Origin of the sequence: Sorangium aterium (assembly GCF_028368935.1) — a bacterium.
Taxonomy (GTDB): Bacteria; Myxococcota_A; Polyangia; order Polyangiales; family Polyangiaceae; genus Sorangium; species Sorangium atrum.
In genome coordinates this window covers 677,791-700,162 of record NZ_JAQNDK010000001.1, presented here as the reverse complement: position 1 = coordinate 700,162, position 22,372 = coordinate 677,791, and the positions used below count along the sequence as shown (strand labels likewise).

The following is a 22,372-nucleotide window of genomic DNA, read 5'->3' as shown; positions in this document are numbered from 1 at the left end:
TGGAGCTGGATCAGATCTCACGGGCGTCGAAGGGAGTGCTGCTGCGGAGCTGACCGAGCAGCTCGGCTGAGGTGAGCCGCGCGACCAGGGTGCGCCCGAAGTCTCGCACGGCAGGGAATCCTTGCCCATCCATGGCAAGGGATTGCTCGTCCATGTACAGCCGGCGTGCAATCTCGATTTGCACGGCGTGGACGGCACGGTGCGGTTGGCCGTAGTGCGCGGTGCTGAAGCCCCCTTTATAGGGGTCATCATGGCGCACGGAGAAGCCGCAGGCGCGCGCGTGCTGATCGACCGCGTCGATCACCGCGCTCGCGGCGGTCGTCCGCCCGCGCGTGCCGGGGACGATGTCGGCCCGACCGATCGCGCCCTCCGCGTGGCCGCGGCGGCTCTGGCTCGGCATCGAGTGCGCGCAGAGGAGGATCGCGAAGCCGAAGCGCTCGCGCTTGCGGGCGAGGAGCGCGCTGAGGGCCCCGTGATAGGGGCGATAGAAGCGGTCGAGCCGGCGCTCTACCTCCTGCCGCGGCAGCCGGGCGGCAAGGATGGGCTCGCCGTCCGTGGTCATGCGCCAGATGAGCCCCCGCGGATAGGGGACCCGGCCGCCGCCCTCGACTGCGTCGCCGTCGCAGTCGGCCTCGCTCCGGTTGAGATCGACGACCAGCCGGCTCATCCGGGAGAACAGGAGCGTCGCCCCCTCGGCCGGAGCGTCCTGGAAGAGCGCGTCGACGTACAGGTCCGCGTCGCGCCCGATGCTGCGCGCCGGCGCGATGGTCCAGGACAGCGACTCGGGATCCACGTGGACGCCCGCGTGCGGTACCTCGACGAGGACCGGGCTTTCCGCTCCGCGGGGCTCGATGACCTCGAAGGCTGACACCACGAGGCCCACTGTGACGCATTCCGCGTCCGGCTGGAACCAGGACGGGGAGGTGAAATGCCGGAAGAGAGAAGGACGTATTGCCGTTCGGGGCGTTCTGGGCCGCTCCGCTCCGGCCCGGCTTTCTGGCGCGCTTCGCCGCTTTCGAAGTACCGTTGGCCGTGGACCTCGCGACCTGGGTGGACGCCTACCTGGATCACCTTCGCGTCGAGCGGGCTCTGGCGCCCCTGACGCTCGAGGCGTACGGCCATGATCTCGCCAAGCTCGTCGCTCACGCAGAGGCGAGCGGGATCACGACCGTCGACGGGCTCGACCAGGCGCTGATCGGCACCTACCTGGTCGCGCTCGGCCAGGCCGGGATCAGCGCCAGCTCGGCGGCGCGCCACCTCTCCGCGGTCCGCGGGTTCATCCGCTTCCTGCTCCGCGAGCGCTGCATCGAGCGGGATCCGTGCGCGCTGGTCGAGCGACCCAAGGTCGGACGGCGGCTGCCCAAGGTGCTCTCGTTCGACGAGATCGCGCTCCTCATCGAGGCGCCCGAGCAAGGAACGTTCAAGGGGCTGCGCGACCGCGCGATGCTCCATGTGATGTACGCGGCCGGCCTGCGCGTCAGCGAGGTGGTGCGCCTCAAGCTCGCGGACATCGACCGGCGCAAAGGGATCGTGATGGCGCTCGGCAAGGGGAGCAAGCGGCGGCTCGTGCCGCTCGGCGAGCCGGCGCTCGCCGCCATCGACGCGTACCTGGAGCTGCGCGCCACGCACCCGCGCAGCGCGGCGACCCAGGTGCTGTTCCTCTCGCCGCGCGGCGGACCGCTCACCAGGCAGGCGGTGTGGAAGCTCCTCGGCGGATATGCGCGCGCCGTGGGCATCGCCAAGCCGAGCTCGCCGCACAAGCTCCGTCACTCCTTCGCGACCCACCTGCTCGAGGGGGGCGCGGATCTCCGGAGCGTCCAGGCGCTCCTCGGTCACGCGAACGTCGTGACGACCGAGATCTACACGCACCTCGCCGACGACCACGTGCGCGCCGCGTACCGGCGGGCACACCCTCGCGCGTGAGCGCGCAACATGGCTATTTGCAGCGTTTGAGGAATTTGCCGCAAGGCTTGCTCGCCGCCTGCCCCGCTGGCTGAGCCGGGGGGATCTCGGTGAGCTGGAACTCTTGCACGAGCGGCGTTCCGGCCTTGACGACCACGCTCATGCTCCGCGGGAAGTAGCCGGTTCGCTTGACGCTCACCTTGTGCACCCCAGGGGTGAGCCCGAGCTCGACCTCCGGGGCCTGAGTCACCTTGCCGTCGATGGTGATCTCCTCGCAGGCGACGGGCTTGCAGGAGATCTTCACCGTCGCGTCGGTCGCCACGCCGGCGTCGGTCGAGGCGCCGGCATCGATCGGAAGCTCGGCGCTCGGGGTGCCGGCGTCGGCGGCCGGCGCGCTGGGGGCTGGCTCAGGCGGAGCGGGCTCGGCCGACAGCGCGGGGGGAGCCGCCGCGGAAGCGCTGGTCGAGGCGCTGGGGCTCGGCTGCGCCTTGTCCTTGCGGTCCAGGACGTACCACGCGGCGGCCGTGCCCCCGACGAGCAGCACCCCAACGATGCCCACCATCAGCGAGGCCGCCTTGCCCCACGGCGACCGGGGCGCGGTGCTGACCGCCGTCAGCGCGGGGACGCCGCTTCCACGGGATGGCGTCGGGCTCTGGGCCGAAGGCGACGGCGCCTGTCCGGCGGGCGCGTCGGCGGAAGGATGCGGCGACGGCGCGAGCGGCGGCGAAGGTGAAAACGGCGAGGGCGACGGCTGCGGCGAGGGTGAAAACGGCGAGGGCGACGGCTGCGGCGAGGGTGAAAACGGCGAGGGCACCAGCTGCGTGGCGTCGCCGGGCGGCAAGGGCGCGGGCGCGCTCGCCGCGGTGACGGCAACGGGCGGCGGCGTGGGCGCGACCGCCTCGTTCACCGAAGGGGACAGGGCGAGCGTCGAGCCGACCTCGATCGCGGCCGCCGAGAAGCCGCTGAGCATGGCCGCGAGCTCGCTCGCCGAGCGGAAACGCTCGCGTGGATCGTGCGCCAGCGCGCGCGCGAAGGCGCCGTCGAGCACGGGGCTCAGCGGGATGCCGAGCTCCGCGGCCCGCACGGACGCGGCGAGGCGCGGCGCCATGAGCTCGCGCTGCCAGGCCTGGACGTCCACCTGACCCTGGCAGGAACGCCAGTACGAGCGGCCCGTGAGCGCGAAGAAGGAGACCAGCGCCGCGGAGAAGATGTCGGCGGCCGGTCCCGCCTGGCCGCCCGGCTGAAGCTGCTCGGGCGCCAGCCACGGGGCGGAGAGGACGTACCCCTCCTGCGTCGGCAGCATGCTCCGCGCGAGGGGCGGCCCGAAGTCGGTGAGCTTCACGCTGCCCGGAGCGCTCGGGTCGATGAACAGGTTCGTCGGCTTGAGGCCGTGGTGGGGGACCTCGCGGGCGTGGGCCGCGTCGAGCACCGCCGCGAGAGAGCGGAGCATCGAGCCGACCTCCTCGAAGCCCATCGGCCGGCGTCGCACGAGCTCGCCGAGCGACGGGAACGGGATCATGTCCGTCACCGTGAAGGGCGCGGCCGTCGCCGGGTCGTAGCCGGCCTCGAGGATGTGCGCGGCGAGCTCCGGCGGCAGCCGGTTCGTCTCGGCCACGTACCGCTGGAGCTGCTGCATCGCATCCGCGCGCTGGCCGACGACCGGCGAGTACAGCTTGAGGGCGACGTCGCGCGCTTGCGCCGTCACCGCGCGGAAGGTGGCCGTCGCGCCCCCGTAGCCGAGGAGCGAGCGGACCGAGAACCTCCCCGCGATGACGCTGCCCGGCGCGACGTTCGGTGCCGTCACGCGGTCACTCCGCCGCGACCGAGATCGACTCGATCGATTGCAGGATGGTCTCGTCGGCGCCCGAGTTGTCGTCCTCGGGGACGAAGCCGAGCCCCAGCACGATCTCCCCGTCCTTCCCGGTGTCGCCGAAGATCAGCAGCGGGCCCTTCCTGGCCCCGCGGGTCGCGCCCTCTTTCTGCCAAAGGCCGATCTTCCGCCCGGCGACGTCCTTGATGTCGTCGGGCTTCTTCCAGTTCACCTTCTTCTTCGGCAAGGTCACGTTGATCTCATGCGCCAGCGCCTCGAGCGCGGCGTCGCGCTTCTCGATCGCCTGCTTGCCCTCGCCCGCGTCGATCTGCGCCGTCGCGAAGGCCGGGCCCTCGTCCGCGGCCTGCGCGATCGTGGCGCTCTCCGCCTGGGCGTAGGTCCAGCCCTTCGCGGGCGTGAACACGAGCGAGCTCTGGGCGATCTTCGCCCGGGTCGACGCCTCTGCCTGGCACTGCTCATCGAGCGCCTTGCAGGGCTTCGGAGCAGGGGGAGGCGGAGGCGGAGGCGTCGCGGTCACGGTCGGCGGCGCCGTTACAGGTTGCGGCGGAGGCGGCGAGCTGCACGCCGCGGCGAGCGCCGCCGCAGCGCCCAGCGCTAGGGTAGGCAATCGTCGGAAGAACATTGCGCCCGAGCGTTGCAGGACCGGACCCGGTACGGCAAGTAAAGAGCGACTGGGGGGAGGCAGCTTGCGTCGCAGGGCGCGGCCGGCGCCGCACGGAAGGCCGACCGCGCCGGAGCAGCCGCCCGGCGCGGTCGCGAGGCGCAAGGGCTACTTGACGACGGCGCCGACGTCCTGTTCGACCTGCTCGGCGACGCCGACCGGCACCTTGCCGTAAAGGCGGGTGCGCTCCGTGACCAGGAAATAGTCGGGCTTGCCGCTCGCCCCGGGGGGTCCCTTCACGAGCTCGGCGAAGCCGATGTCGCCGGAGCGGCCTGTGTACTCGATCCGCACCACGAGTTCCTTCTGCTCCGGGGCAGCGGCCACGTACTCGGTGGGACGGAGGCGGTCGAGCTTGGTCATCCAGTTGCCGACCGTCTCGTCGTTCTGCTCGGGGCTCGCCGGATCGGCCCAGAACTTCTTGCCCTCGTCGCCGCTGCGCACGACCTCGCGGCGCTTGTCACCGGCGATGACGCGCGCCCTGGCGAGATCGACGTCCTTCCACTCGTGCAGATCCCGCTCCAGGAGCCGTGACTCCGCGGTGTCGAGATCGCGGTAGATGTCGCCCTTGATGGCGTACACCTCGCCCGTGGCCTCGTCGCGCGCGTACCGGTCCGCGCCGCCGGGCGTCGCGCCGCCGAGGACCAGCTTTCGCTCGGCGCCGCGCAGCTTGACGGTGAGCGTGCCCTCCGGCTCGGCCAGGCCGAACTCGGCCGCGCGGTCGTCGCCGATGCGGCCGATCGAGCGCAGCGCCTTCAGCGGCGCGATCGCCTCGGCGAGCTTGTTGCCGGCGGCCACCGAGACGAACGTCGTCGTCTTCACCGTCGGCTCAGCCTGCGCGGGCGGCTCGTCGTCCTGCTCCGCGTCGTCTGGGTTCTGGTGCGGGTCCTTCGGCTTCTCGGCCGGGGGCGTCGTCTTGCGCTCCGTCGTGCCGACGAAGTAGCGGCCCTCCTTGTCCTTCTTCGCCTCGAGGACGACCGTCTTCGATTTCCCCTCGAAGGCGACGCGCTCGACGTCGTCGGCGCGGCCGGCCCAGACGGTCACGTCCGCGACCGAGAGGGCGGCCGCCTTCTCGTCGCGCGTCCAGGCGAGGACCGCGAACAAGGCCGCGACCACAACAAGGCCGAGGTGCACGAAAAAGCTGCGTTCCAACCTCATGCGCGCCTCCCGCTCGCGCGCCGCCCGCGGCGCGTGATGAAGAGCCCGAGACCCAGCACCATGGCCGGCGCCACGAGGATCGTGGCCCAGAACCAGACCTGGTCCTTCTCCTTCGTGTGCTCGATCCGGACGTCCTCGCTCGTCGTGATCTCCCCGGCGTAGCTCTCCTCGCCGCCGAGCCACCGGAGCGCGTCGAGCGCGAGCACGATGTTGGGTTCGTTCCTGAACGCCGCGTCGCTGAACACGTCGGCGTCGGCGACCACGAACGCGCGCAGCTCCTTCTTCTCCTTGTCGTCCCCGCCGGGCGCGAGCTCCTTCGAGACCGCCGCGGCGAGGTTGTAGGCGCTGCGCTTCTCGCTGTCGGCGTCGAACTTGAAGTTGCCGTTCGCGTCGGCGAACGTCTCGCCAAGCGAGCGGACGACGAAGTCGATCTTCTGGTCGCCGCCGTCGCGCTTGTCGAGCGACGACGCGCCCGGGAAGATCGTCGGCGCCTGCTGCGCGTGGCGGCTCAGCGTCGACACCGAGGCGTGCGAGGAGTACCGCGTCGTGACCAGCATCGCCTGGTCCGAGTCGTTGTAGCGCCGCCGCACATAGACCCGATCGTTCGCCAGGACCTCGGGCTTCCACGTGAGCCCCACGGCGCCGGCGAGCGGATCCAGATCGACCTTGGCGTCCGGATCGAGCGCGAGCAGGAGGTGCCCGCCCTCGTCGGCGTGCCGCTTGAGCGCCGCGACCTCCTCCGGGAGGAACGCCTTCTGCGGGCCGAGCACGATGACGACGCTCGCGTCCTTCGGGATCTCGCTGCCGAGCCCCTGGGCGAGCCCGAGGTCCTTGACGATGTAGTTCTGGGACTCGAGCAGCTTGCGGAGGTTCTTGGTCGTCCGCCCCTCGGGGGAGCTGGCCGACTCGTTCAGCTCGCCGTGGCCGACCGTCAGGTAGGCGGTGCGCTGCGGTCGGATCACCTTGAGCAGCACCTTCTGGAAGTCGGCGTCGAGGCTCTTCAGCTTGGCGCCCGCGCTCTTGATGTCGGAGCCGACGGTGAGCGTCTCGCGCGAGCTGTCGCGCGAGAGCACGATGACGCCGTCTTGCGTGACCTTCGCCTCCTTGGCGAGCGCGGGGACGAGCAGGCGATCCTGCATCTCCACGGTGATCTGCGGCGACGCGGACTTCACCTCGCGCAGGTAGCCCTCCACCTCGGCGCCGACCTCGTTCTGCTGCGGGAAGAAGGCCGTGATCTTGAGCGGCGCGGTCAGGCTCTCGGCGACGCGCTTCGTGGACTCGCCCGGGCGGGCCGTGCGGTAGTACGAGAAGTCCGCCTTGAGATCGAGCTGGCTCGCGGCGAACACGAAGAGCGCCGAGTAGACCGCGGCGAACGCGAGCGTCACGCCCGAGAGCGTCGCGGCGCGCACCCGCCGGCCCTCGATGCGCTCGGCGCGCCGCATCGGCGCGAGCGCCGCCTCGCCGAAGAACAGCGGCACCGTCGCCATGACGAGGAGCGCGATCCAGGCGACCGTCGTGGCCGCGTGGATGCGCGCGCGCAGCTCGGGCGCGGCGCGCGAGGCGCCGAGCATGGCCTGCCCCGCGTCGGTCGTGGTGAAGTAGGCCGCCACCGCGACGACGCCGAGCGCCGACAGGATCGCGAGCGCGCGCTCGACCGCGCGGCGCTCGCCCGCCTCGCGCACCGCCGTCGCGAAGCGCAGCGCCGTGACGAGGGCCAGGGTCAGGAACCCGAGCCCCGACAGGGCATAGCGGAGCCATTCGATCGTGGGCACCACGCGCTCGCCGAGGAAGATGGCGAGGAGCGCGCCCGCGTACGCCGGGACCATCCAGCCCCCCGCGCGGATCGCTGGCGCTGTGCGCGGCGCGGCAGGCGCCGGCTCGCCGGCCGGCGGGGCCTCCCGCCCGGCGTCCGGCGGGGGCGCGGAGCCCGCTCCCTCGCCGCGGATCTCGGCCTCGTCGGCCTGAGCTTGCTTGTCCTTCACCGCCACCTCCGCGCCTTCAGGGTGTGGGTCGCCGCGAGCAGGAAGAAGTACGCGACCGCGACGTAGTACAGGACGTTCTCCAGCCGGAGCACGCCGTTCAGGAACGGCTTCTGGTTGAGCGGGTAGAGGTTCAGCGCGCTCACGAAGTCGTTGAGCGGCGGCTCGGTCACGCGGGCGACGAGGAACAGGAAGCCGAGCGTCCCGATGATCGCCGCCCCGAGGATGACCGCGATGACCTGGCTCGCCGCGAGCGTCGAGGCGAAGAGCCCGATCGCGAGCGACGCGGCGCCGAGCAGCAGCACCCCGGAGTAGCCGACCAGGATGTGCCCGACGGACACCTTGCCGTTCACGAAGATGAGCAGCGGCATGTAGATGGTGATCGCCGTCATCAGCGACACCAGCGCGAGCGCGGCGAGGAACTTGCCGGCGATGATCTCGCCGTCGCGCACGGGCGCGGTCTTGAGCAGGATGAGCGTCCCGCTCTCGCGCTCGCCGGCGATGAGCCGCATCGAGAGGATGAGCGCCGCGACCATCGTGATGAACGCCGTGCCGTCGAAGAACTTGAGCAGCACCTCCGCCGACAGCCGCGCGCCCGACCCGAGCGCCGCGACCTGGAAGTAGATGCCGTCGATGAGCAGCGCAGCGGCGGCGACGACGTACCCGAGCGGTGATCTCAGGTACGCGGACAGCTCCCGCCGCGCGACGAGCAATGTCCCTCTCATGTCTCGCCCTCGCCTTCCTCCGCCTGCTCCTCCGCAGGGGCCTTCGTTGCGTCGCCGCCGGCCCTCGCCCTGTCGGCCGCGGCGGACCTGTCCTTCGCCCCGGGCGCCCCACGCGAGGCGAGCCGCAGGAACACCGACTCGAGCTCGCGCTCGCTCCGCTTCACCTCGAGGATGCCGATCCCCGCCTTCACGAGCTCGGCGCACAGCGCCGCGCGCACGTCGCGGTCGGCCTCGACCGCGAAGCTCACGACGTCGCTCCCCGGCTCGGTCGTGGTGAGCTGCTCGACGGACGTGACGCCCTCGACCGCGCGCGTGATGTCGAGCGCCTTCGCCGCCTCGCCGCGCGACACGCGGTAGCCCGCGCCCTCGGCCGCGGGGCCGCGCACCGTGAGCTCGACCCGGACGCCGTGCAGCAGCTTGGCCGAGAGCTCCTGCTCGGTCCCCTGCGCGCCGATCTCGCCGTCCCGGATCACGAGGATGCGATCGCACGTCTCGCTGATCTCGGAGAGGATGTGGCTGGAGAGCAGGATGGTGTGCTTGCCGCGCAGGCTCCGGAGCAGCGCGCGCATCTCGACGATCTGCACGGGATCGAGGCCGCTGATCGGCTCGTCGAGGACGAGCAGCCGCGGCTTGTGCACGATCGCCTGCGCGATGCCGACGCGCTGCTTGAAGCCGTGGGACAGCGAGCTGATGGGATCCGCGGCCACGTCGTCGAGCTGCGTCACCGCGAGCGCCTCGGCCACCCGCGCGTCGGCCGCGCCGGCGTCGACGCCCCGCAGGCGCGCCGCGAAGTGGAGGAAGGCGCGCACGCTCATCTCGTCGTAGAGCGGCGGCCTGTCGGGGAGGTATCCGATGCGGGACCGCACCTCGTGGGGGTGGTCGACGACATCCAGTCCGTCCACGAGCACACGGCCCGCGGACGGGAGCAGATCGCAGGCGAGGATCCTGAGCGTCGTCGTCTTGCCCGCGCCGTTCAGGCCGAGCAGACCGACGATCTCTCCCGCCTCGATCGAGAACGACAGGGGCCCGATGGCCTTCCGGTCGCCGTAGTACTTGTATAGGTCGCTGATTTCGATCACGGCCGTGCACCCCTCCGCGAAGGGAAGACTCTCCGCGCCGGCGATTCGGATGCCGCAGAGCGCGGCGGTCCAGGCGCCAGCGGCCCCTTACAACAGCGGGTGGCGGAAATCATTCCCGACGCGGCGCGCGGGGTGCGCTCCGGAGGGCGGTCTTCCCCTCCAGACGCGTCGAACGGGATACTCGGTGAAGCGGTGAGCGTAGCGACCAGGACGTGATGGATCTCAGCCTGCCGCGCGGCGGGGTCGGCGATCCGGCAGCGCTCGCCCTGCCGTCAGCAGTGCTCGGCGATGATCGCCCAGCAGGCGTCCGCGAACTCGCGGTACGTCGATCGGTCGAGCGTCGCCTGCGTCACCGGCATCACGTCCTGGTGCTCCGCGAGCATCGGGCGCAGCGCGCCCTCGATGTCCGCGCTCGTCTCGATCCACAGGAACTCTTCGATGCCGTCGGTGATCTGGCCGCGGATGAGCTTCGGCACCTCGCTCAGCCGGACCTTCTTCGGGCTCCGCCGCGCGATCGACGAGGCGATCTGCTCGGCGTGCGCCGGCCACCGCTTGAGCGCGTCATGGAACGTGGAGCCGACGAGCCGCAGGATCTGCTGCGCGAGCATCGCCACGCGCGGGCGCTGCACGCGCTCCTCGTTCTCCGCCACCATCGCCAGGTAGTCGTCGCTCAGGAGCTTGCGCAGGTCGCTCGAGAGGATCTGCTGCGACTCCGGCGTCATCCGCAGATCCGCGACGTGCGCGAGGAAGATGTCCCGCAGCATGGTCAGCCGCGCCGTCACCGAGCCGGTCGGGGTCGTGTCGAGGATCTCGGCGAGCGGGTCGATCAGCCGGCGCCCGAAGGTGGTGAGGATGTGATCGAGGATCCGCTTCTGGTGCTGCTTGTGGCCGAGAACGGACAGCGCGCGTGTGATGTGCGCCTTGCTCGGCGCGTCGACGAGGATCTCCAGCGGCTGGTCCTGCGCCTTCCCCTCGTACATGCGCAGCGACGCGAACATCTCGCGGAACGCGTCCGCCGCGGCTGCCCCCTCGCCCGACTCGCCATAGACCCGGATGACGAGCCCCGAGTCGGGGCCGGCGTCGAACAGCCGCCGGAGCTCTTCCCGGATGTCCTCGTCCGTGACGAGCGGCCCCGGAGGGAGCGATTTCCCGCGTGAATCCATGCGCCTCCAGCCTACGGCAAAGCGCGGCGGTCCTGAACCTTTGTGCCCCGAAAAAGCGAGCGCAGGGGGCGCGCTCGCGGTCCGGTGAGGACGTGCCTGCGGAGATGTCGTACCCCGCACCCAGGTCAGGCCGGCGTGGCCTCGCTGGCCTTCGTGTCTGGAAGCGGCGAAGCCCCGCAGGGCGCGAGGAGGTGGAGAGGAGATGTCCAGACGCAGGCGGCGCGCTTACATCAGATGAATCAGATGAATCAGATGAAGACGACGGGCTGCTCCCAGATTGCGAGGACGATGCAGCCCTCGGCGCTCGAGACGCTATGCCGGCTGCCCGGGGCGTTCATCACGAGCGTGCCGGCGCGGTGGTGTCCGCGCTCATCCGACTGCGAGCCCGCGAGCACGAGGATGTGCTCGTAGCCGCGATGGACGTGCTGCGGCACGGACGCGCCCGGCGCATAGCGCAGGAGCGCGGCCGAGGCGCCTGTGTCGCTGCTACCATAGAGGCGATGAATATCGACGCCCTCCCGGAAGCGCCGCCAGGGGACTGACTCCGGATGAGCTGCCATCGTTGCGACATTCGCAATGATGAATGGCAACTGCACAGGCACAAAATCCCGCGTCGCTGCTGAAAATGTAGCTGTCATCGCGAATCTCCCGTGTTGATGGAACCATGCCACAGCGCGCGGCGCCCACTCAACGGTAATCACGCGAAGCGCGCAAAATTCACGCGTGGGAAAAGTTCCAGAAATGAGGAGTCGCGTACACATTCATGGAGTGAAGAGCACACCGAGAACTCCTCTGTTGCCCGCGGCCGTCGTGGCACGGGGGCAGCGTTTCCTCGCCATCCTCCGTCCACTGCTCCTCTCGCTCTCGCTCCTGCCGGCGGCCGGCTGCAGCAAGGAGGGGTCGAGCGATCAGCCGCTCACGGTGGGCTTCATCTACGTCGGCCCCAGGGACGACTACGGCTACAACCAGGCGCACGCCGAGGGGGCCGCCGCGCTCGCCAAGCTGGCCGGCGTGAAGACCCGTGAGGAGGAAAACGTCCCCGAGACGGTCGCCGTGCAGAAGACGCTCGAGAGCATGATCAACCTCGATGGCGCGACGGTGATCTTCCCGACATCGTTTGGTTACTTCGATCCCCACATCCTCAAGGTGGCGGAGAAGTTTCCGGACAAGATCTTCCTCCATTGCGGCGGCCTCTACGACGCGTCGAAGCACCCGAGCAATGTCGGCAGCTATTTCGGTTACATCGACGAAGCCGAGTACGTGTCCGGCATCGTCGCGGGGATGACCACGAAGAGCGGCAAGCTCGGGTTCATCGCGGCGAAGCCGATCCCGCAGGTGCTCCGCAACATCAACGCCTTCACGCTGGGCGCCCGGAGCGTGAACCCGAGCGCGACGACGGCCGTGATCTTCACCGGCGACTGGTCGATGCCCGTCAAGGAGGCGGAGGCGGCCAACAGCCTCATCGATCAGGGCGTCGACGTCCTGACCGCGCACGTCGACTCACCCAAGGTGATCATCGAGCTCGCGGAGCGGCGCGGCGTGTTCAGCACTGGCTACCACACCAACCAGGCGACGCTCGCCCCAAGGGGGTACCTGACCGGCGCCGAGTGGAACTGGTCCAAGGTCTACACCGACTACATCACGTTCATCCGCGAGGGGAAGCCGTATCCGCACCTCCTGCGCGGCGGTTTCAAGGAGGGGTACATCAAGATCTCACCCTACGGCCCCGGCGTCTCCGAGGAGGCGAAGAAGAAGGCCGAGGAGGCGAAGGCGAAGCTCACGGACGGCACGCTCACCATCTTCAAGGGGCCCATCATGAACAATGAGGGCAAGGTGGTGATCGCCGATTCGGTCGCGCAGCAGCAGACCGACATCGCGCTCGAGAGCATGGATTACCTCGTCGCCGGCGCCCTCGGCTCTACGCACTGAATTCGCGTCGCCCAATCTCCTCCCTGGTTTCGCGTCCACCGCAGGCCCGCGTGGAGGGTGCTCGTCGCGCGTCGCAGGGACGGGCAGTTGTCTGAGCCCCAATTACGTCCAGTGTCCGGCGTGCGCAGCACGTCGGGCACTGGACGTCTCAGGCGAGTTCTGCCCGTCCCTGCGACGCGCGACGAGCACCCTCCACGCGGGCCGGGCAGCTCGGCACTCCCTCCTACACAACCAGCGAGCAGTCGATCAGAGCGCTTCGAGGACGGCGGCGGCGGGGGCGGTCCAGCCGATGATCGCGCCCTGGGCGCGGACCATCTCCAGGGTCGCCGCCTTGAACTCGGGGAAATAGCTCTCGGTGGCGTCCTCGATCAACAGGCACTCGTAGCCGCGATCGTTCGCCTCGCGCATCGTGGTCTGGACGCAGACCTCGGTCGTCACGCCCGCGATGATCAGGTGGGAGACGCCGAGCGCCGCCAGCCTGGCGTCGAGCCCCGTCCGGTAGAACGCGCCCTTCCCGGGCTTCGGTACGACGAGCTCCCCCGGCGCCGGCGCGAGCTCGGGCACGAAGTCGTTGCCCGGCTCGCCCAGGACCAGGATGCGCCCCATCGGCCCGACATCGCCGATCCGCATGCCAGGAGCACCCCGGCTCCGCTTCGCTGGTGGGCAATCCGAGAGATCCAGCCTGTGACCCTCCTTCGTGTGGATGATGGGTAGGCCGTGGTCGCGGAACGCGTCGAGGACGCGCCGGACCGTCGGCACGATGCGCTGGAGCCGCTTGACGTCATTGCCGAGCGCCGCGCCGAAGCCGCCGGGCTCGAGGAAGTCGCGCTGCATGTCGATGACGAGCAGCGCCACGGCGTCCCGATCGGCGACGCGGAAGGGGTACGGCTTCGCCGCGATCTCGAGGGGCCGCGCCGTCATCGGTGCCCCGCCATCGCGCGGCCGATCTCCGCGACGTCGGCCGAAGCGATCGGCGACTCGTGGACGATGCGGCCTTCGCTCATCACGAGGATACGGTCGGCCATGGCGAAGATCTCATCGAGATCCGCGCTCACGAGGAGGACGGCGGTCCCGCGATTGCGCGCCTTCAGGATGCGGGAGCGGATCTCGGCCACGGCCGCGAAATCGAGCCCGAAGCAGGGGTTTGCGGCGACGAGGAGCTCGATGTCCTCGTCCATGCCGAGCTCGCGCGCCAGGACGGCGCGCTGCACGTTGCCGCCGGAGAGCTTGCCTATCGGGGCGTCGACCGAGGGCGCCTTGATGGCGTACTCCGCGGCGAGGCGCTCGGCCGACCGCCTCAGCGCCGCGCGGCTCACGCCCCAGCGGAGCCTCGTGAAAGGCGGCCTGTCGAAGACGCGGAACCCGATGTTCTCCGCGACGGACATCGCGGGGACGCAGGCGTTGCGCAGCGGCTCCTCGGGCAGGCACCGCACCCGGTGCTCCCGGATATGCGCGCGCCCGGCGCCGTACGGCTCGCCATGGACAAGCACTTTGCCTGCCCGCGCGGGCCGCTGCCCGGCGAGGACCTCGACGAGCTCCTCCTGCCCGTTGCCAGAGACGCCGGCGATCCCGACGATCTCGCCGCGATGGACCGTGAGCGTCACGCCGTCGAGCGCCGGCCGCCCGCGATCGTCGCTCGCGGCGAGCCCCTCGACGCGCAGGATCGGCTCCCCGGCGGGCGCGTCGCCGCGCGCCGCGGAGATCTGCGCCGGCTGCGCGCCGACCATCATCTCGGCCATGGCCGCCGGCGTGAGGTCCTTGACCTTGCCTCGGCCGGCGACCCGGCCGCGCCGCAGCACCGTGACCTCGTCGGCGAACGCCGTCACCTCGCGGAACTTGTGCGAGATCATGAGCACGCTGATCCGCTGCTCGTCCGCCATGCACCGGAGCATCCCGAGCACCTCGTCGGCCTCCCCGGGCGTGAGCACCGAGGTCGGCTCGTCGAGGATGACGATCCTGCTGCCGAGGTAGAGCTGCTTCAGGATCTCGAGCTTCTGCTTCTCGCCCGCGGCGAGCGCGCGGACGGTCCGCTCCGGATCGAGCCGGAAGGGCATGCGCGCCATGAACGCGCGGATCGCCTCGCGCTCCTTGCGCCAGTCGATCACGAGGGGGAGCGAGGCCCGCGCGAGCACCAGGTTCTCGGCGACCGTCATGTTCATCACGAGGGTGAAGTGCTGGTAGACCATGCCGATCCCCAGCGCCTGCGCGTCGCGCGGGCTCCTGATGGACAGGGCCGCGTCGCCGACCCTCACCTCGCCGGCGTCGGCCTGGTGATAGCCCATGATGCACTTGACCAGCGTGCTCTTGCCGGCGCCGTTCTCGCCGAGGAGCGCGTGGAAGCTCCCGGGCGCGAGGCGCAGCGAGACGTCGTCGAGCGCGAGCAGCGGCCCGAACCGCTTCGTGATCCCCGCGGCGGAGAGCGCCGGCGGCGGCGTGGCGGGGCTGGGTTCCCGGGCGGCGGCGCGGGGCGGCCTCGCCGCGGGGCTCGAGAAGACGCGTGGGTCCATGGTCACGAGAGCGCCTCCAGCAGCGCGGCGGAGGTCGAGACCGCGCCGAACACGCCGTTCTGCATCTTGATCATCTTCAGCGCGGCGGCGTGGTTGCCGGGATCCGTGGCGGCGCAGCAGTCGGAGAGCAGCAGGCACTCGTACCCGCGGTCGTTCGCCTCGCGCAGGGTGGTGTGCACGCAGACGTCCGTCGTGATCCCCGTGAGGATCAGGTTCTCGATGCGGCGCTGGCGGAGGATGAGATCGAGATCCGTCGCGCAGAACGAGCCCTTGCCCGGCTTGTCGATGATCGGCTCGCCGGGCAGGGGCGTGAGCTCCGGGATGATCTCCCACCCGGGCTCTCCGCGGACGAGCACCCGCCCGCACGGCCCGGGATCGCCGATGCCCACGCCCGTTCCGCGACCGCCGTCGGTCCGGCGGGAGCGCCACCGCTTGTTCGCCGGCAGATCGGAGAGGTCCGGCCGGTGGCCCTCGCGCGTGTGCAGGACGTGATAGCCGCGGCGGCGCAGCTCCGCGAGCGTGCGCTGGATCGGCGCGATGCACGCCCGCGTCAGGGAGATGTCGTAGCCGAGCAGGTCGATGTACCCGCCCTTCCCGCAGAAGTCGGTCTGCATGTCGATGACGATCAGGGCCGTCGTCTCGGGGCGGAGCGCGCCGTTGTAAGGCCAGGCGTAGGGATCAGCGGCCACGTAGGGCATCGGTCGAGTCCTCCTGTCATTCAGCGTTTCGCTCGTCTCGTGCGGTTCGCTCGTCTCGCCGGGCTCGCTCCTTTCGTTCGTCGCGTACGGTCCACTCGGTTCACACGGTTCGCTCAGCGCGCGCCGCCTCGCGCGATCAACGCGCGAGCGTGAGCTCGGCGGGCTGATCGCGCAGGGTCTGGGTCGCGGAGCTCGCCGCGACCATGATGGCCAGCGTCACGATGTACGGCGCGGCGTTGAAGAGGTGGTATCCCCAGGTGATGCCCACGGACTGGAGCGCCGGCCCGAGGGCGCTCGCGCCGCCGAAGAGCAGCGAAGCGAAGAGGCAGCGCACCGGGTTCCAGCGCGCGAAGATGACGAGGGCGACGGCCATGAGCCCCTGTCCGCTCGAGAGGCCCTCGTTCCAGCTGCCAGGGTAGAAGAGCGAGAGGAACGAGCCGCCGACGCCGGCGAGGAAGCCGCCGGCCATGGTCGCGCGCCGCCGGACCAGGTTCACGTCGACCCCCATCGCACGGGCGCTGTCGGCGCTCTCGCCCACGGTGCGGAGCACGAGCCCGAAGCGGGTGCGGTTCAGCGCCCAGAGCAGGAGCGGGGCGAGCGCGGCCCCGATGAGGAAGAGCGCGTTCACCTGGAGCGCGGAGCGGACCTGAGGGAGATCGCTGAAGAAGCCGAGCGATATCGCGGGCAGGCGGGGCGCCGTCGGCTGGATGAGCGGTTTGCCGAGGAAGAAGGCGAGGCCGACGCCGAAGAGCATGAGCGCGATGCCGACGGCGATGTCGTTGACGCGCGGCTTCGAGCAAAGCCACGCGTGCAGCGCGCCGAGCGCGGCGCCGATGGCGCCGGCGGCGAGCACGCCGAGCCAGGCAGAGCCCGTGAGGTAAGAGACGCCATAACCTCCCATCGCGCCCATGACGAGCGTGCCCTCCAGGCCGAGGTTCACGCGGCCGCTCTTCTCGGTGAGGCACTCGCCGAGGCTCACGAAGAGGAATGGCGTGCTGATGCGGATGGCCCCGGCGGCGACCGCGAGGGGGATGCCCCAGAGACCCAGTGCAGCTGCGTCGCTCATCATGCCACCGAAGGCGCCGGAGCCGCCTGACGGACCTTGGGCTCGCGGGCAGCGAGGGAACGGCCGTAAAGCGTCTCGCTCGCGAGGATCGCGATGAACAGGATCCCCTGGAGCACGCTCACCGTCGCGTCGGGGAGCCGCGCCGTCCGCTGGAGCAGGCCGCCGCTCGCGCCGATGCCGCCGAGCAGGAGCGAGACCGGCATGATCGCGAGCGGGTTGTGGCGCGCGATGAACGCGACGAGGATGCCAGTATAGCCATAACCGCTGATCAGAGACGCGTTGGCCCGGCCGTGGACCGCCGCGACCTCCACCATGCCGGCGAGCCCAGCGCACGCTCCGGCGAGCGTGCAGGTGAGCACGACGAGGCGCTTCACCGGCAGTCCGGCGAGGAGCGCCGCGCGGACGTTGCCGCCGCTCATCGCTGCGCCGAAGCCGAACGTCGTCCGGTGCATCAGCACATAGCAGAGCGCGCAGGCGAGCACCCCGTAGGCGAGGCCCCAGTGGACCTCGAGGCCGGGCAGGCTCCCCAGCGCGTTCTCGGCGCCGATGGAGGCGGTCGAGGGCTTGTTGAGGCTCGCCGGGTCGCGCAGCGCGCCCTCGACGAGGTGGTTCAGGATCGCGATCCCGATGTAGTTGAGGAGCAGGCTGCTGATCGTCTCGCTCACGCCGCGGTAGACGCGCAGCGCGCCGGCGAGGCCGATCCAGAGCGCCCCGGCGGCGAGCCCGGACACGAGCATCGCGGCGAGCACGGCGGCGGGCGGCGCGCCCCACGCCCGTGAGGCCAGCGCCGCCGACGCGGCCGAGAGCCCGCCCATGACGAGCGCGCCCTCGCCGCCGATGACGATCAGGCCGAGGCGTGCCGGCAGCGCCGTGCAGAGCGCGGTCAGCATGAGCGGCGCGGCCCGAAGGAGGGTGTTCTGGAACGAGAACCACGTGCCGAAGGCGCCGCGGACCATGTCGTGATAGACGCTCAAAGGGTTCGCCCCCTGGGCGGCCACGAACGCGCCGAACACGAGGAGCGAGGCCGCGAGGGCCCCGAGGGGGATGGCGATCGCTTCGGTCGTCTCACGCCCGAGCGGCCCATGCGAGATGACTTTCACGCTGCCGAGGATAAGGCATCCATTATTTCCACACGTTTTCGGGGAGCTTGCTGGTCGTGACAGGACGGACAAGAGGGGCGCCTCGCGCCCGGACAACCCGCCCGGCCGGCGAGCGGCGCGCCCTTGTCATGACGTGCGACACCACGGGGGCCCACCGGGTCGAGTGATGCTGTCGTGTGGTGGCCGCGCTGCGATGTGGCGGTAACGCTGCGATGTGGTGGCCGCGGCGACCGCGAACGGTTTGCACAGCGCGGCGGTCTCCGCCTTGCACTCGCCGTCGCCTGCCGGTGAGTTTGCTTGGCGATCATTGCGCAGACGGCGAAGAAAGCGGCGAGCGCTCGCGCGCCTGAAAGATCCGGGAATGCCGAGGTCCGCGCCGTACGGCCCCGGCGAGTTTCGTTCCTGTGCCCACGTGCACAGCGCGCCGCGCAGAGGACCGCCGATCGATCCCACCCGCAAACCCCTGATTGGAGGTAATGCTGTCATGCGGTTCGAACGATCGATTTTGTTCCTGTTCGGCGCTGGCGTCCTCATGGCGTCTCGCCCGGCGGTGTCGGCGGACCTGACCTGCTCGTCGAGCGCGACCCTGGAAGCGCTCGTGACGTGCATTCGCGATCAGATGCCCGGCAGGGACTCAGGCATCTTCGTCACCCCGAGCTCGACGCAGCTGAGCGCGTGGCGGGGCGTCGTTCGCGCCATGATGGGCGGCAGCTGCAATATAGTGCTTCCGTCCAGCCTGTCGTCGTCAGCGCGGATCCGGCTCCTCCGCGACGTCGATAATGGACGAAGATACTGTGTGCTCATGGAGGTCGGCGATCGGAACAGCGACGGAGTCGTCGATCTCGGGCTGGGCACGTTCATCGTGGACGCGGCTGCGGAGCGAGAGCTCGCTCATTCGGCGCCGCATGCGACAGCGGACCTGGAGACGGAGATCCAGGCCGTCAGCATCTTCAAGGCGACGAGATCCCGCAGCTTCCTGATGGCCGGCGCTCACCGCGATGCGAGCTTCACCGACAGCGCTTGCCAGAGCTCGACCATGATCTCGGACGTGGCCCACAACGTGACGAACGCGTTTCACGCGACCTATCTGGAGCTCGCGGCCTTTTACGGATCCAAGCCCTGGTGGGCCGTTCAGTGGCATGGCATGGCGAGAGACACCTGCGCGGAGGACGTGTTCGCCTCGCACGGCATGGATGTCGCCCCCGTCTCGGGTGACAAGATACTGGAGCTCAGGCGCAACCTGCTGGCCGACAAGCCCACCTGGCGGGTCGGTGTTCCCGGCAGCAGCGATTGTTCTCTGAACGCGACGACCAACGTTCAAGGCAGGCTCCTCAACCTCGTCTCGTCGAGCCAGGTCTGTGGTCGCTCCGCCGCGAGCTATAGCGGACGCTTCGTGCACATCGAGCAAGATCCGGCCTTCCGCCTCGCCGACTACTGGATCAATGCGGTCAAAGCCACCTGGCCCTGAGCGCCGCTCCTCGGCCGCGAGCTGCGGAGCAAGCCTGATGATGACAATGAAGATCATACGGGCCTCGCTCGCGCGCTCGAGTTGTCCGCACCGTGGAAGATGCCCGGTGCATTTCGCGTCGCGTTAACACTGCCCGGATGATCGGTGACGCGGGAAGAGGGGTTTTCCCCGGAAACGACGGAATCTTCCAGCGGTAATGAAGTGAATGCATTGCCATTGGTACGGTGACGTGTGGTCGCGAACCGCATATGCTCGCCGTCATGACATTGCCCCTTATCCCACTGCGCTCTCTGGGTGTCGTCGCTGCCGGTGCCGTCCTCGTCGCCGCGACACCCGCGTCGTGCGGTGGAGGTAGCTCGAGCTCGTCCTCGTCGGATGGCGGCTCGGGGCCTGGCGGCGCCGGAGCCGGAACGGGAACTGGAGCCGGAACAAGCCAGGGCCCAGCGAGCAGCTCGTCGTCAGCGGCGGGCACCGGCGGCGCTCCGCCCGCGGTCGGCTCCGGCGGCAGCGAAGGCGGCGGCCCGCCGGCGCACGTGCCGGGCGAGCCGATCTCCATCCCGGCTCAGGCGTGGAGCAGGGGTATCACGGACGGCGTCTACGAGGACGGCGCGCCCATCGGCGGCTTCGGCGCCGGGACGATCACGTGGCGGTTCGACGGAAGGTTCTACAAGGGTCGCCTCGATATCGGGAGCAGCGACCAGAACGTCGACAACAACGCGGGCTTCTTCATGTACCAGAAGGCCGAAGGGGGCGACGCGCAGACGAGGCGCCTCGACAAGGACGGCCTGGGCCAGGGGCAGGCGACGTACTCCTCGCTCTTTCCGCGCTCGTGGGTCGATTACCACGGCGCGGCATTCCCCTGCAAAGCGAAGGTCGAACAATACAGCCCCATCATCCCGGGCGACTACAAGAAGACCAGCTATCCGGTCGGCGTCTATCGGTGGGAGATCACGAATCCGACCGGAGCGCCTTGCGACGTCGCCGTGATGCTGACCTGGAAGAACGATCACGGCGGCAATGGCGCCATGGTGCAGACCTCCGGCGACGACGTTGGCCTTGTCCTCACCCGAGGCGGAGGGGCGCCGAACTCCGAGGGACAGGGCGAGTTCACGCTCGCCAGCCGGAACGCGCCGGGCGTTGTCGTCTCGTACCAGTCCGCCGACAGCGTCGCCGCCCTGCAGAGCGAGCTCGCCAACGACGGCACGCTCGCCAACACGACGGGAGGGCACTCGCTCGGGGCGATCGCGTTCAAGGCGACGGTGGAGCCGGGGAAGAGCGCCATTGTGCCGATCGTGCTCGCGTGGGATATCCCGGTCACGCAGGCGGGCTCGGGGGACAGGTGGTACCGCGCGTACACGCGCCACTTCGGGCGGACGGGGAACGCCTCGTGGACGATCGCGGCGGAGGCGCTCGCCGAGCACGAGCCGTGGCTCTGGGCGATCCAGGACTGGCAGGCGAGCGTGCTCGACGATCCGAAGTACCCGGAGTGGCTCAAGGGCGCTCTGTTCAACGAGCTCTACTACTACGCCATCGCGGGCACGTACTGGGAGGCCGGCGCGGCGTCCGGCCAGCCGGACGACCCGGACGAGGACATGTTCACCAGCCTGGAGTCGTACATCTACCCGTTCTACGGCACGTCGGACGTGCGCTTTTACGGCTCATGGGCCCTGTTCTCGCTCTGGCCGGACATCGACAAGCAGGAGGTGCGGCAGTTCTGCGACAGCGTGACGACCACGCGCTCCGACAGGCCGCGCGCGATCGGGACGACCGCGCACGATTTCGGAGACACCGACACCGTCTTCCGCAAGTGGAACGCGTACACGTACCGCGACTCGACCAACTGGAAGGATCTCAACTCCAAGCTGGTCCTGATGGTCTATCGCGACTGGGCGCTCACCGGGAAGACCGACAAGGAGTTCCTCGATTACTGCTGGCCCGCCGTGAAGATGGCGATGCAGAAGGTGAAGGGCCAGGACGGCGACGGGGACGGGATGCCGGAGAGCAACGGCATCGATCAGACGTACGACGACATGGATCTGCACGGCAACACCGCGTATTGCGGGGGCCTCTTCCTCGCCGCCAGCGAGGCCGCGAAGGAGCTGGCGACCGCTGTCGGCGACACCTCGCTCGCGGGCACCTACCAGACGTGGTTCGATCAGGCCAAGGGCGGCTTCGAGTCGAAGCTCTGGACGGGGGCGTATTACAAGATCGACACGGGGAGCCGGGACACGAGCCGGATCATGTCGGACCAGCTCGCAGGCCAGTGGTACGCGCGCGCCCTCGGGCTGCCGCCGATCGTCGACCCGAGCCACGCGGCGTCGGCGTTCACGAAGATCTACGAGAACAACTTCAAGCGGTTCGACGGCGGGACCCGCGGCGTCGTCAATGTCATGACCGCCAATGGCTCGGTCGACGGAACGAGCAACCAGACGCGGGAGTGCTGGGTGGGCACGTCCTGGGGCGTGGTGGCCGGCATGATCCAGGAGGGGCTCGCCGCGCAGGCCGGTGAGATCGGCGCGAGCCTTGTCGACACGATCTGGAAGACCGACGGCCTGTGGTTCCGCACGCCGGAGGCATGGGAGGGCAACGGCAGCATCCGCGCGCCCTACTACATGCGCGCCACCACGCTGTGGGCGGCGAAGCACGCGTACGACATCGCGCCGTAGGCCAGTTCCCCGCTGTCGGCGCTCCGAGGGCTGGAACGCCCTCTTATCACCTTCGACGAGGACGGCGGGCCGGGCCACCGCGACAACGCGAAGCTGCTCGCCGACGAGCACCGCAATCGAATCTGGCTCTTCGGAGGCAGCCAGTTCGACGGTGCCACCCTGTCCGATGTCTGGTACTTCGATCTCGACATCGGGGGCTGGACGCGCGTGGACACAGCGATGACGGGGCCGGCGCCAGCGCCGAGGTTCGGCCAGTTCTCCTTCTCTCGCAGGACCGCCACGGCCTACGAGCTCTACATCTTCGGGGGAGCGACCGCGGAGTTCGCGCCGGTGCTGCTCAACGACATGTGGAGATTGACGATCCCGCTCGCCGGCGACGACTGAACGGCGCTGTGCTGAGCGCTCACCTCGTCGTCATGAGCTCGCCGCCCGCTCGCGGCAGT

General features: G+C 69.9%; 19 protein-coding genes. 5 read left to right on the top strand and 14 right to left on the bottom strand.

What is annotated here, in order from left to right:
• Positions 1-10 precede the first annotated feature (10 nt).
• Entirely contained in the window at positions 11-874 is an 864-nt protein-coding gene (locus POL72_RS02370; RefSeq protein ID WP_272093353.1) for an N-formylglutamate amidohydrolase, read from the bottom strand.
• 158 nt (positions 875-1,032) lie between these two features.
• Here POL72_RS02370 and xerD point away from each other — a divergent pair, with 158 nt between their 5' ends.
• Complete coding sequence (gene xerD / locus POL72_RS02365) at positions 1,033-1,923, top strand: site-specific tyrosine recombinase XerD (RefSeq protein ID WP_272093352.1); 891 nt, start codon at positions 1,033-1,035, stop codon at positions 1,921-1,923.
• A gap of 13 nt (positions 1,924-1,936) precedes the next feature.
• On the opposite strand, the gene POL72_RS02360 is transcribed toward xerD, so the two are convergent.
• The 8 genes from POL72_RS02360 to POL72_RS02325 form a co-directional block, all read right to left on the bottom strand.
• On the bottom strand, positions 1,937-3,706 hold the full coding sequence (locus tag POL72_RS02360) for a serine/threonine protein kinase (protein WP_272093351.1): 1,770 nt from the start codon (positions 3,704-3,706) through the stop codon (positions 1,937-1,939).
• 4 nt (positions 3,707-3,710) lie between these two features.
• Positions 3,711-4,340 (bottom strand): hypothetical protein, encoded by a 630-nt coding sequence (locus tag POL72_RS02355; RefSeq protein ID WP_272093350.1) that lies wholly within the window; start codon positions 4,338-4,340, stop codon positions 3,711-3,713.
• 162 nt (positions 4,341-4,502) lie between these two features.
• On the bottom strand, positions 4,503-5,549 hold the full coding sequence (locus POL72_RS02350; RefSeq protein WP_272093349.1) for a DUF4340 domain-containing protein: 1,047 nt from the start codon (positions 5,547-5,549) through the stop codon (positions 4,503-4,505).
• Positions 5,546-7,531 carry a Gldg family protein gene (locus POL72_RS02345; RefSeq protein ID WP_272093348.1) on the bottom strand — a complete coding sequence of 662 codons (1,986 nt, stop codon included), beginning with the start codon at positions 7,529-7,531 and terminating at the stop codon, positions 5,546-5,548. The genes POL72_RS02350 and POL72_RS02345 overlap by 4 nt, the downstream gene beginning before the upstream one ends.
• On the bottom strand, positions 7,528-8,253 hold the full coding sequence (locus POL72_RS02340) for an ABC transporter permease (protein ID WP_272093347.1): 726 nt from the start codon (positions 8,251-8,253) through the stop codon (positions 7,528-7,530). Before POL72_RS02340 ends, POL72_RS02345 begins: the two co-directional genes overlap by 4 nt.
• Positions 8,250-9,332, bottom strand: a complete 1,083-nt coding sequence (locus tag POL72_RS02335) for an ABC transporter ATP-binding protein (RefSeq protein WP_272093346.1) — start codon at positions 9,330-9,332, stop codon at positions 8,250-8,252. Before POL72_RS02335 ends, POL72_RS02340 begins: the two co-directional genes overlap by 4 nt.
• Before the next feature lie 272 nt (positions 9,333-9,604).
• Positions 9,605-10,495: a hypothetical protein gene (locus POL72_RS02330; protein ID WP_272093345.1), complete on the bottom strand. Its 891-nt coding sequence runs from the start codon at positions 10,493-10,495 to the stop codon at positions 9,605-9,607.
• A gap of 248 nt (positions 10,496-10,743) precedes the next feature.
• Positions 10,744-11,055: a cupin domain-containing protein gene (locus POL72_RS02325; protein ID WP_272093344.1), complete on the bottom strand. Its 312-nt coding sequence runs from the start codon at positions 11,053-11,055 to the stop codon at positions 10,744-10,746.
• A gap of 235 nt (positions 11,056-11,290) precedes the next feature.
• Here POL72_RS02325 and POL72_RS02320 point away from each other — a divergent pair, with 235 nt between their 5' ends.
• A complete protein-coding gene (locus POL72_RS02320) occupies positions 11,291-12,424 on the top strand; it encodes a BMP family ABC transporter substrate-binding protein (protein ID WP_272093343.1) in 1,134 nt (377 codons plus the stop codon).
• 246 nt (positions 12,425-12,670) lie between these two features.
• On the opposite strand, the gene POL72_RS02315 is transcribed toward POL72_RS02320, so the two are convergent.
• The 5 genes from POL72_RS02315 to POL72_RS02295 all read right to left on the bottom strand — a co-directional run bounded on the left by POL72_RS02315 (position 12,671) and on the right by POL72_RS02295 (position 17,795).
• Complete coding sequence (locus POL72_RS02315; RefSeq protein ID WP_272093342.1) at positions 12,671-13,345, bottom strand: cysteine hydrolase family protein; 675 nt, start codon at positions 13,343-13,345, stop codon at positions 12,671-12,673.
• The gene (locus POL72_RS02310) at positions 13,342-14,931 is read right to left on the bottom strand and encodes an ABC transporter ATP-binding protein (protein ID WP_272095903.1); all 1,590 of its coding nucleotides are present in this window, start codon (positions 14,929-14,931) and stop codon (positions 13,342-13,344) included. Before POL72_RS02310 ends, POL72_RS02315 begins: the two co-directional genes overlap by 4 nt.
• A gap of 2 nt (positions 14,932-14,933) precedes the next feature.
• Entirely contained in the window at positions 14,934-15,629 is a 696-nt protein-coding gene (gene biuH, locus POL72_RS02305) for a biuret amidohydrolase (RefSeq protein ID WP_272093341.1), read from the bottom strand.
• A 136-nt stretch (positions 15,630-15,765) separates the two neighbouring features.
• Positions 15,766-16,698, bottom strand: a complete 933-nt coding sequence (locus POL72_RS02300) for an ABC transporter permease (protein ID WP_272093340.1) — start codon at positions 16,696-16,698, stop codon at positions 15,766-15,768.
• Positions 16,695-17,795, bottom strand: coding sequence for an ABC transporter permease (locus tag POL72_RS02295; protein ID WP_272093339.1), 1,101 nt, complete (start codon positions 17,793-17,795; stop codon positions 16,695-16,697). The genes POL72_RS02300 and POL72_RS02295 overlap by 4 nt, the downstream gene beginning before the upstream one ends.
• 484 nt (positions 17,796-18,279) lie before the next feature.
• Between POL72_RS02295 and POL72_RS02290 the strand changes: the two genes are divergently transcribed.
• The 3 genes from POL72_RS02290 (at position 18,280) to POL72_RS51540 (ending at position 22,313) form a co-directional block, all read left to right on the top strand.
• Positions 18,280-19,263: a hypothetical protein gene (locus tag POL72_RS02290; protein WP_272093338.1), complete on the top strand. Its 984-nt coding sequence runs from the start codon at positions 18,280-18,282 to the stop codon at positions 19,261-19,263.
• A 260-nt stretch (positions 19,264-19,523) separates the two neighbouring features.
• Positions 19,524-21,929: a non-lysosomal glucosylceramidase gene (locus POL72_RS02285; protein ID WP_272093337.1), complete on the top strand. Its 2,406-nt coding sequence runs from the start codon at positions 19,524-19,526 to the stop codon at positions 21,927-21,929.
• Positions 21,930-22,148: 219 nt separating this feature from the next.
• On the top strand, positions 22,149-22,313 hold the full coding sequence (locus POL72_RS51540; RefSeq protein WP_373372154.1) for a hypothetical protein: 165 nt from the start codon (positions 22,149-22,151) through the stop codon (positions 22,311-22,313).
• The last annotated feature ends 59 nt before the right edge of the window (positions 22,314-22,372 follow it).

Bases quoted from the DNA above. Each gene is read 5' to 3' on its own strand.
- POL72_RS02350 (WP_272093349.1), bottom strand. From the start codon at position 5,549: ATGAGGTTGGAACGCAGCTTTTTCGTGCACCTCGGCCTTGTTGTGGTC.
- POL72_RS02340 (WP_272093347.1), bottom strand. From the start codon at position 8,253: ATGAGAGGGACATTGCTCGTCGCGCGGCGGGAGCTGTCCGCGTACCTG.
- POL72_RS02330 (WP_272093345.1), bottom strand. From the start codon at position 10,495: ATGGATTCACGCGGGAAATCGCTCCCTCCGGGGCCGCTCGTCACGGAC.
- POL72_RS02325 (WP_272093344.1), bottom strand. From the start codon at position 11,055: ATGGCAGCTCATCCGGAGTCAGTCCCCTGGCGGCGCTTCCGGGAGGGC.
- POL72_RS02315 (WP_272093342.1), bottom strand. From the start codon at position 13,345: ATGACGGCGCGGCCCCTCGAGATCGCGGCGAAGCCGTACCCCTTCCGC.
- POL72_RS02310 (WP_272095903.1), bottom strand. From the start codon at position 14,931: ATGGACCCACGCGTCTTCTCGAGCCCCGCGGCGAGGCCGCCCCGCGCC.
- biuH (WP_272093341.1), bottom strand. From the start codon at position 15,629: ATGCCCTACGTGGCCGCTGATCCCTACGCCTGGCCTTACAACGGCGCG.
- POL72_RS02300 (WP_272093340.1), bottom strand. From the start codon at position 16,698: ATGATGAGCGACGCAGCTGCACTGGGTCTCTGGGGCATCCCCCTCGCG.
- POL72_RS02290 (WP_272093338.1), top strand. From the start codon at position 18,280: ATGCGGTTCGAACGATCGATTTTGTTCCTGTTCGGCGCTGGCGTCCTC.
- POL72_RS02285 (WP_272093337.1), top strand. From the start codon at position 19,524: ATGACATTGCCCCTTATCCCACTGCGCTCTCTGGGTGTCGTCGCTGCC.
- POL72_RS51540 (WP_373372154.1), top strand. From the start codon at position 22,149: ATGACGGGGCCGGCGCCAGCGCCGAGGTTCGGCCAGTTCTCCTTCTCT.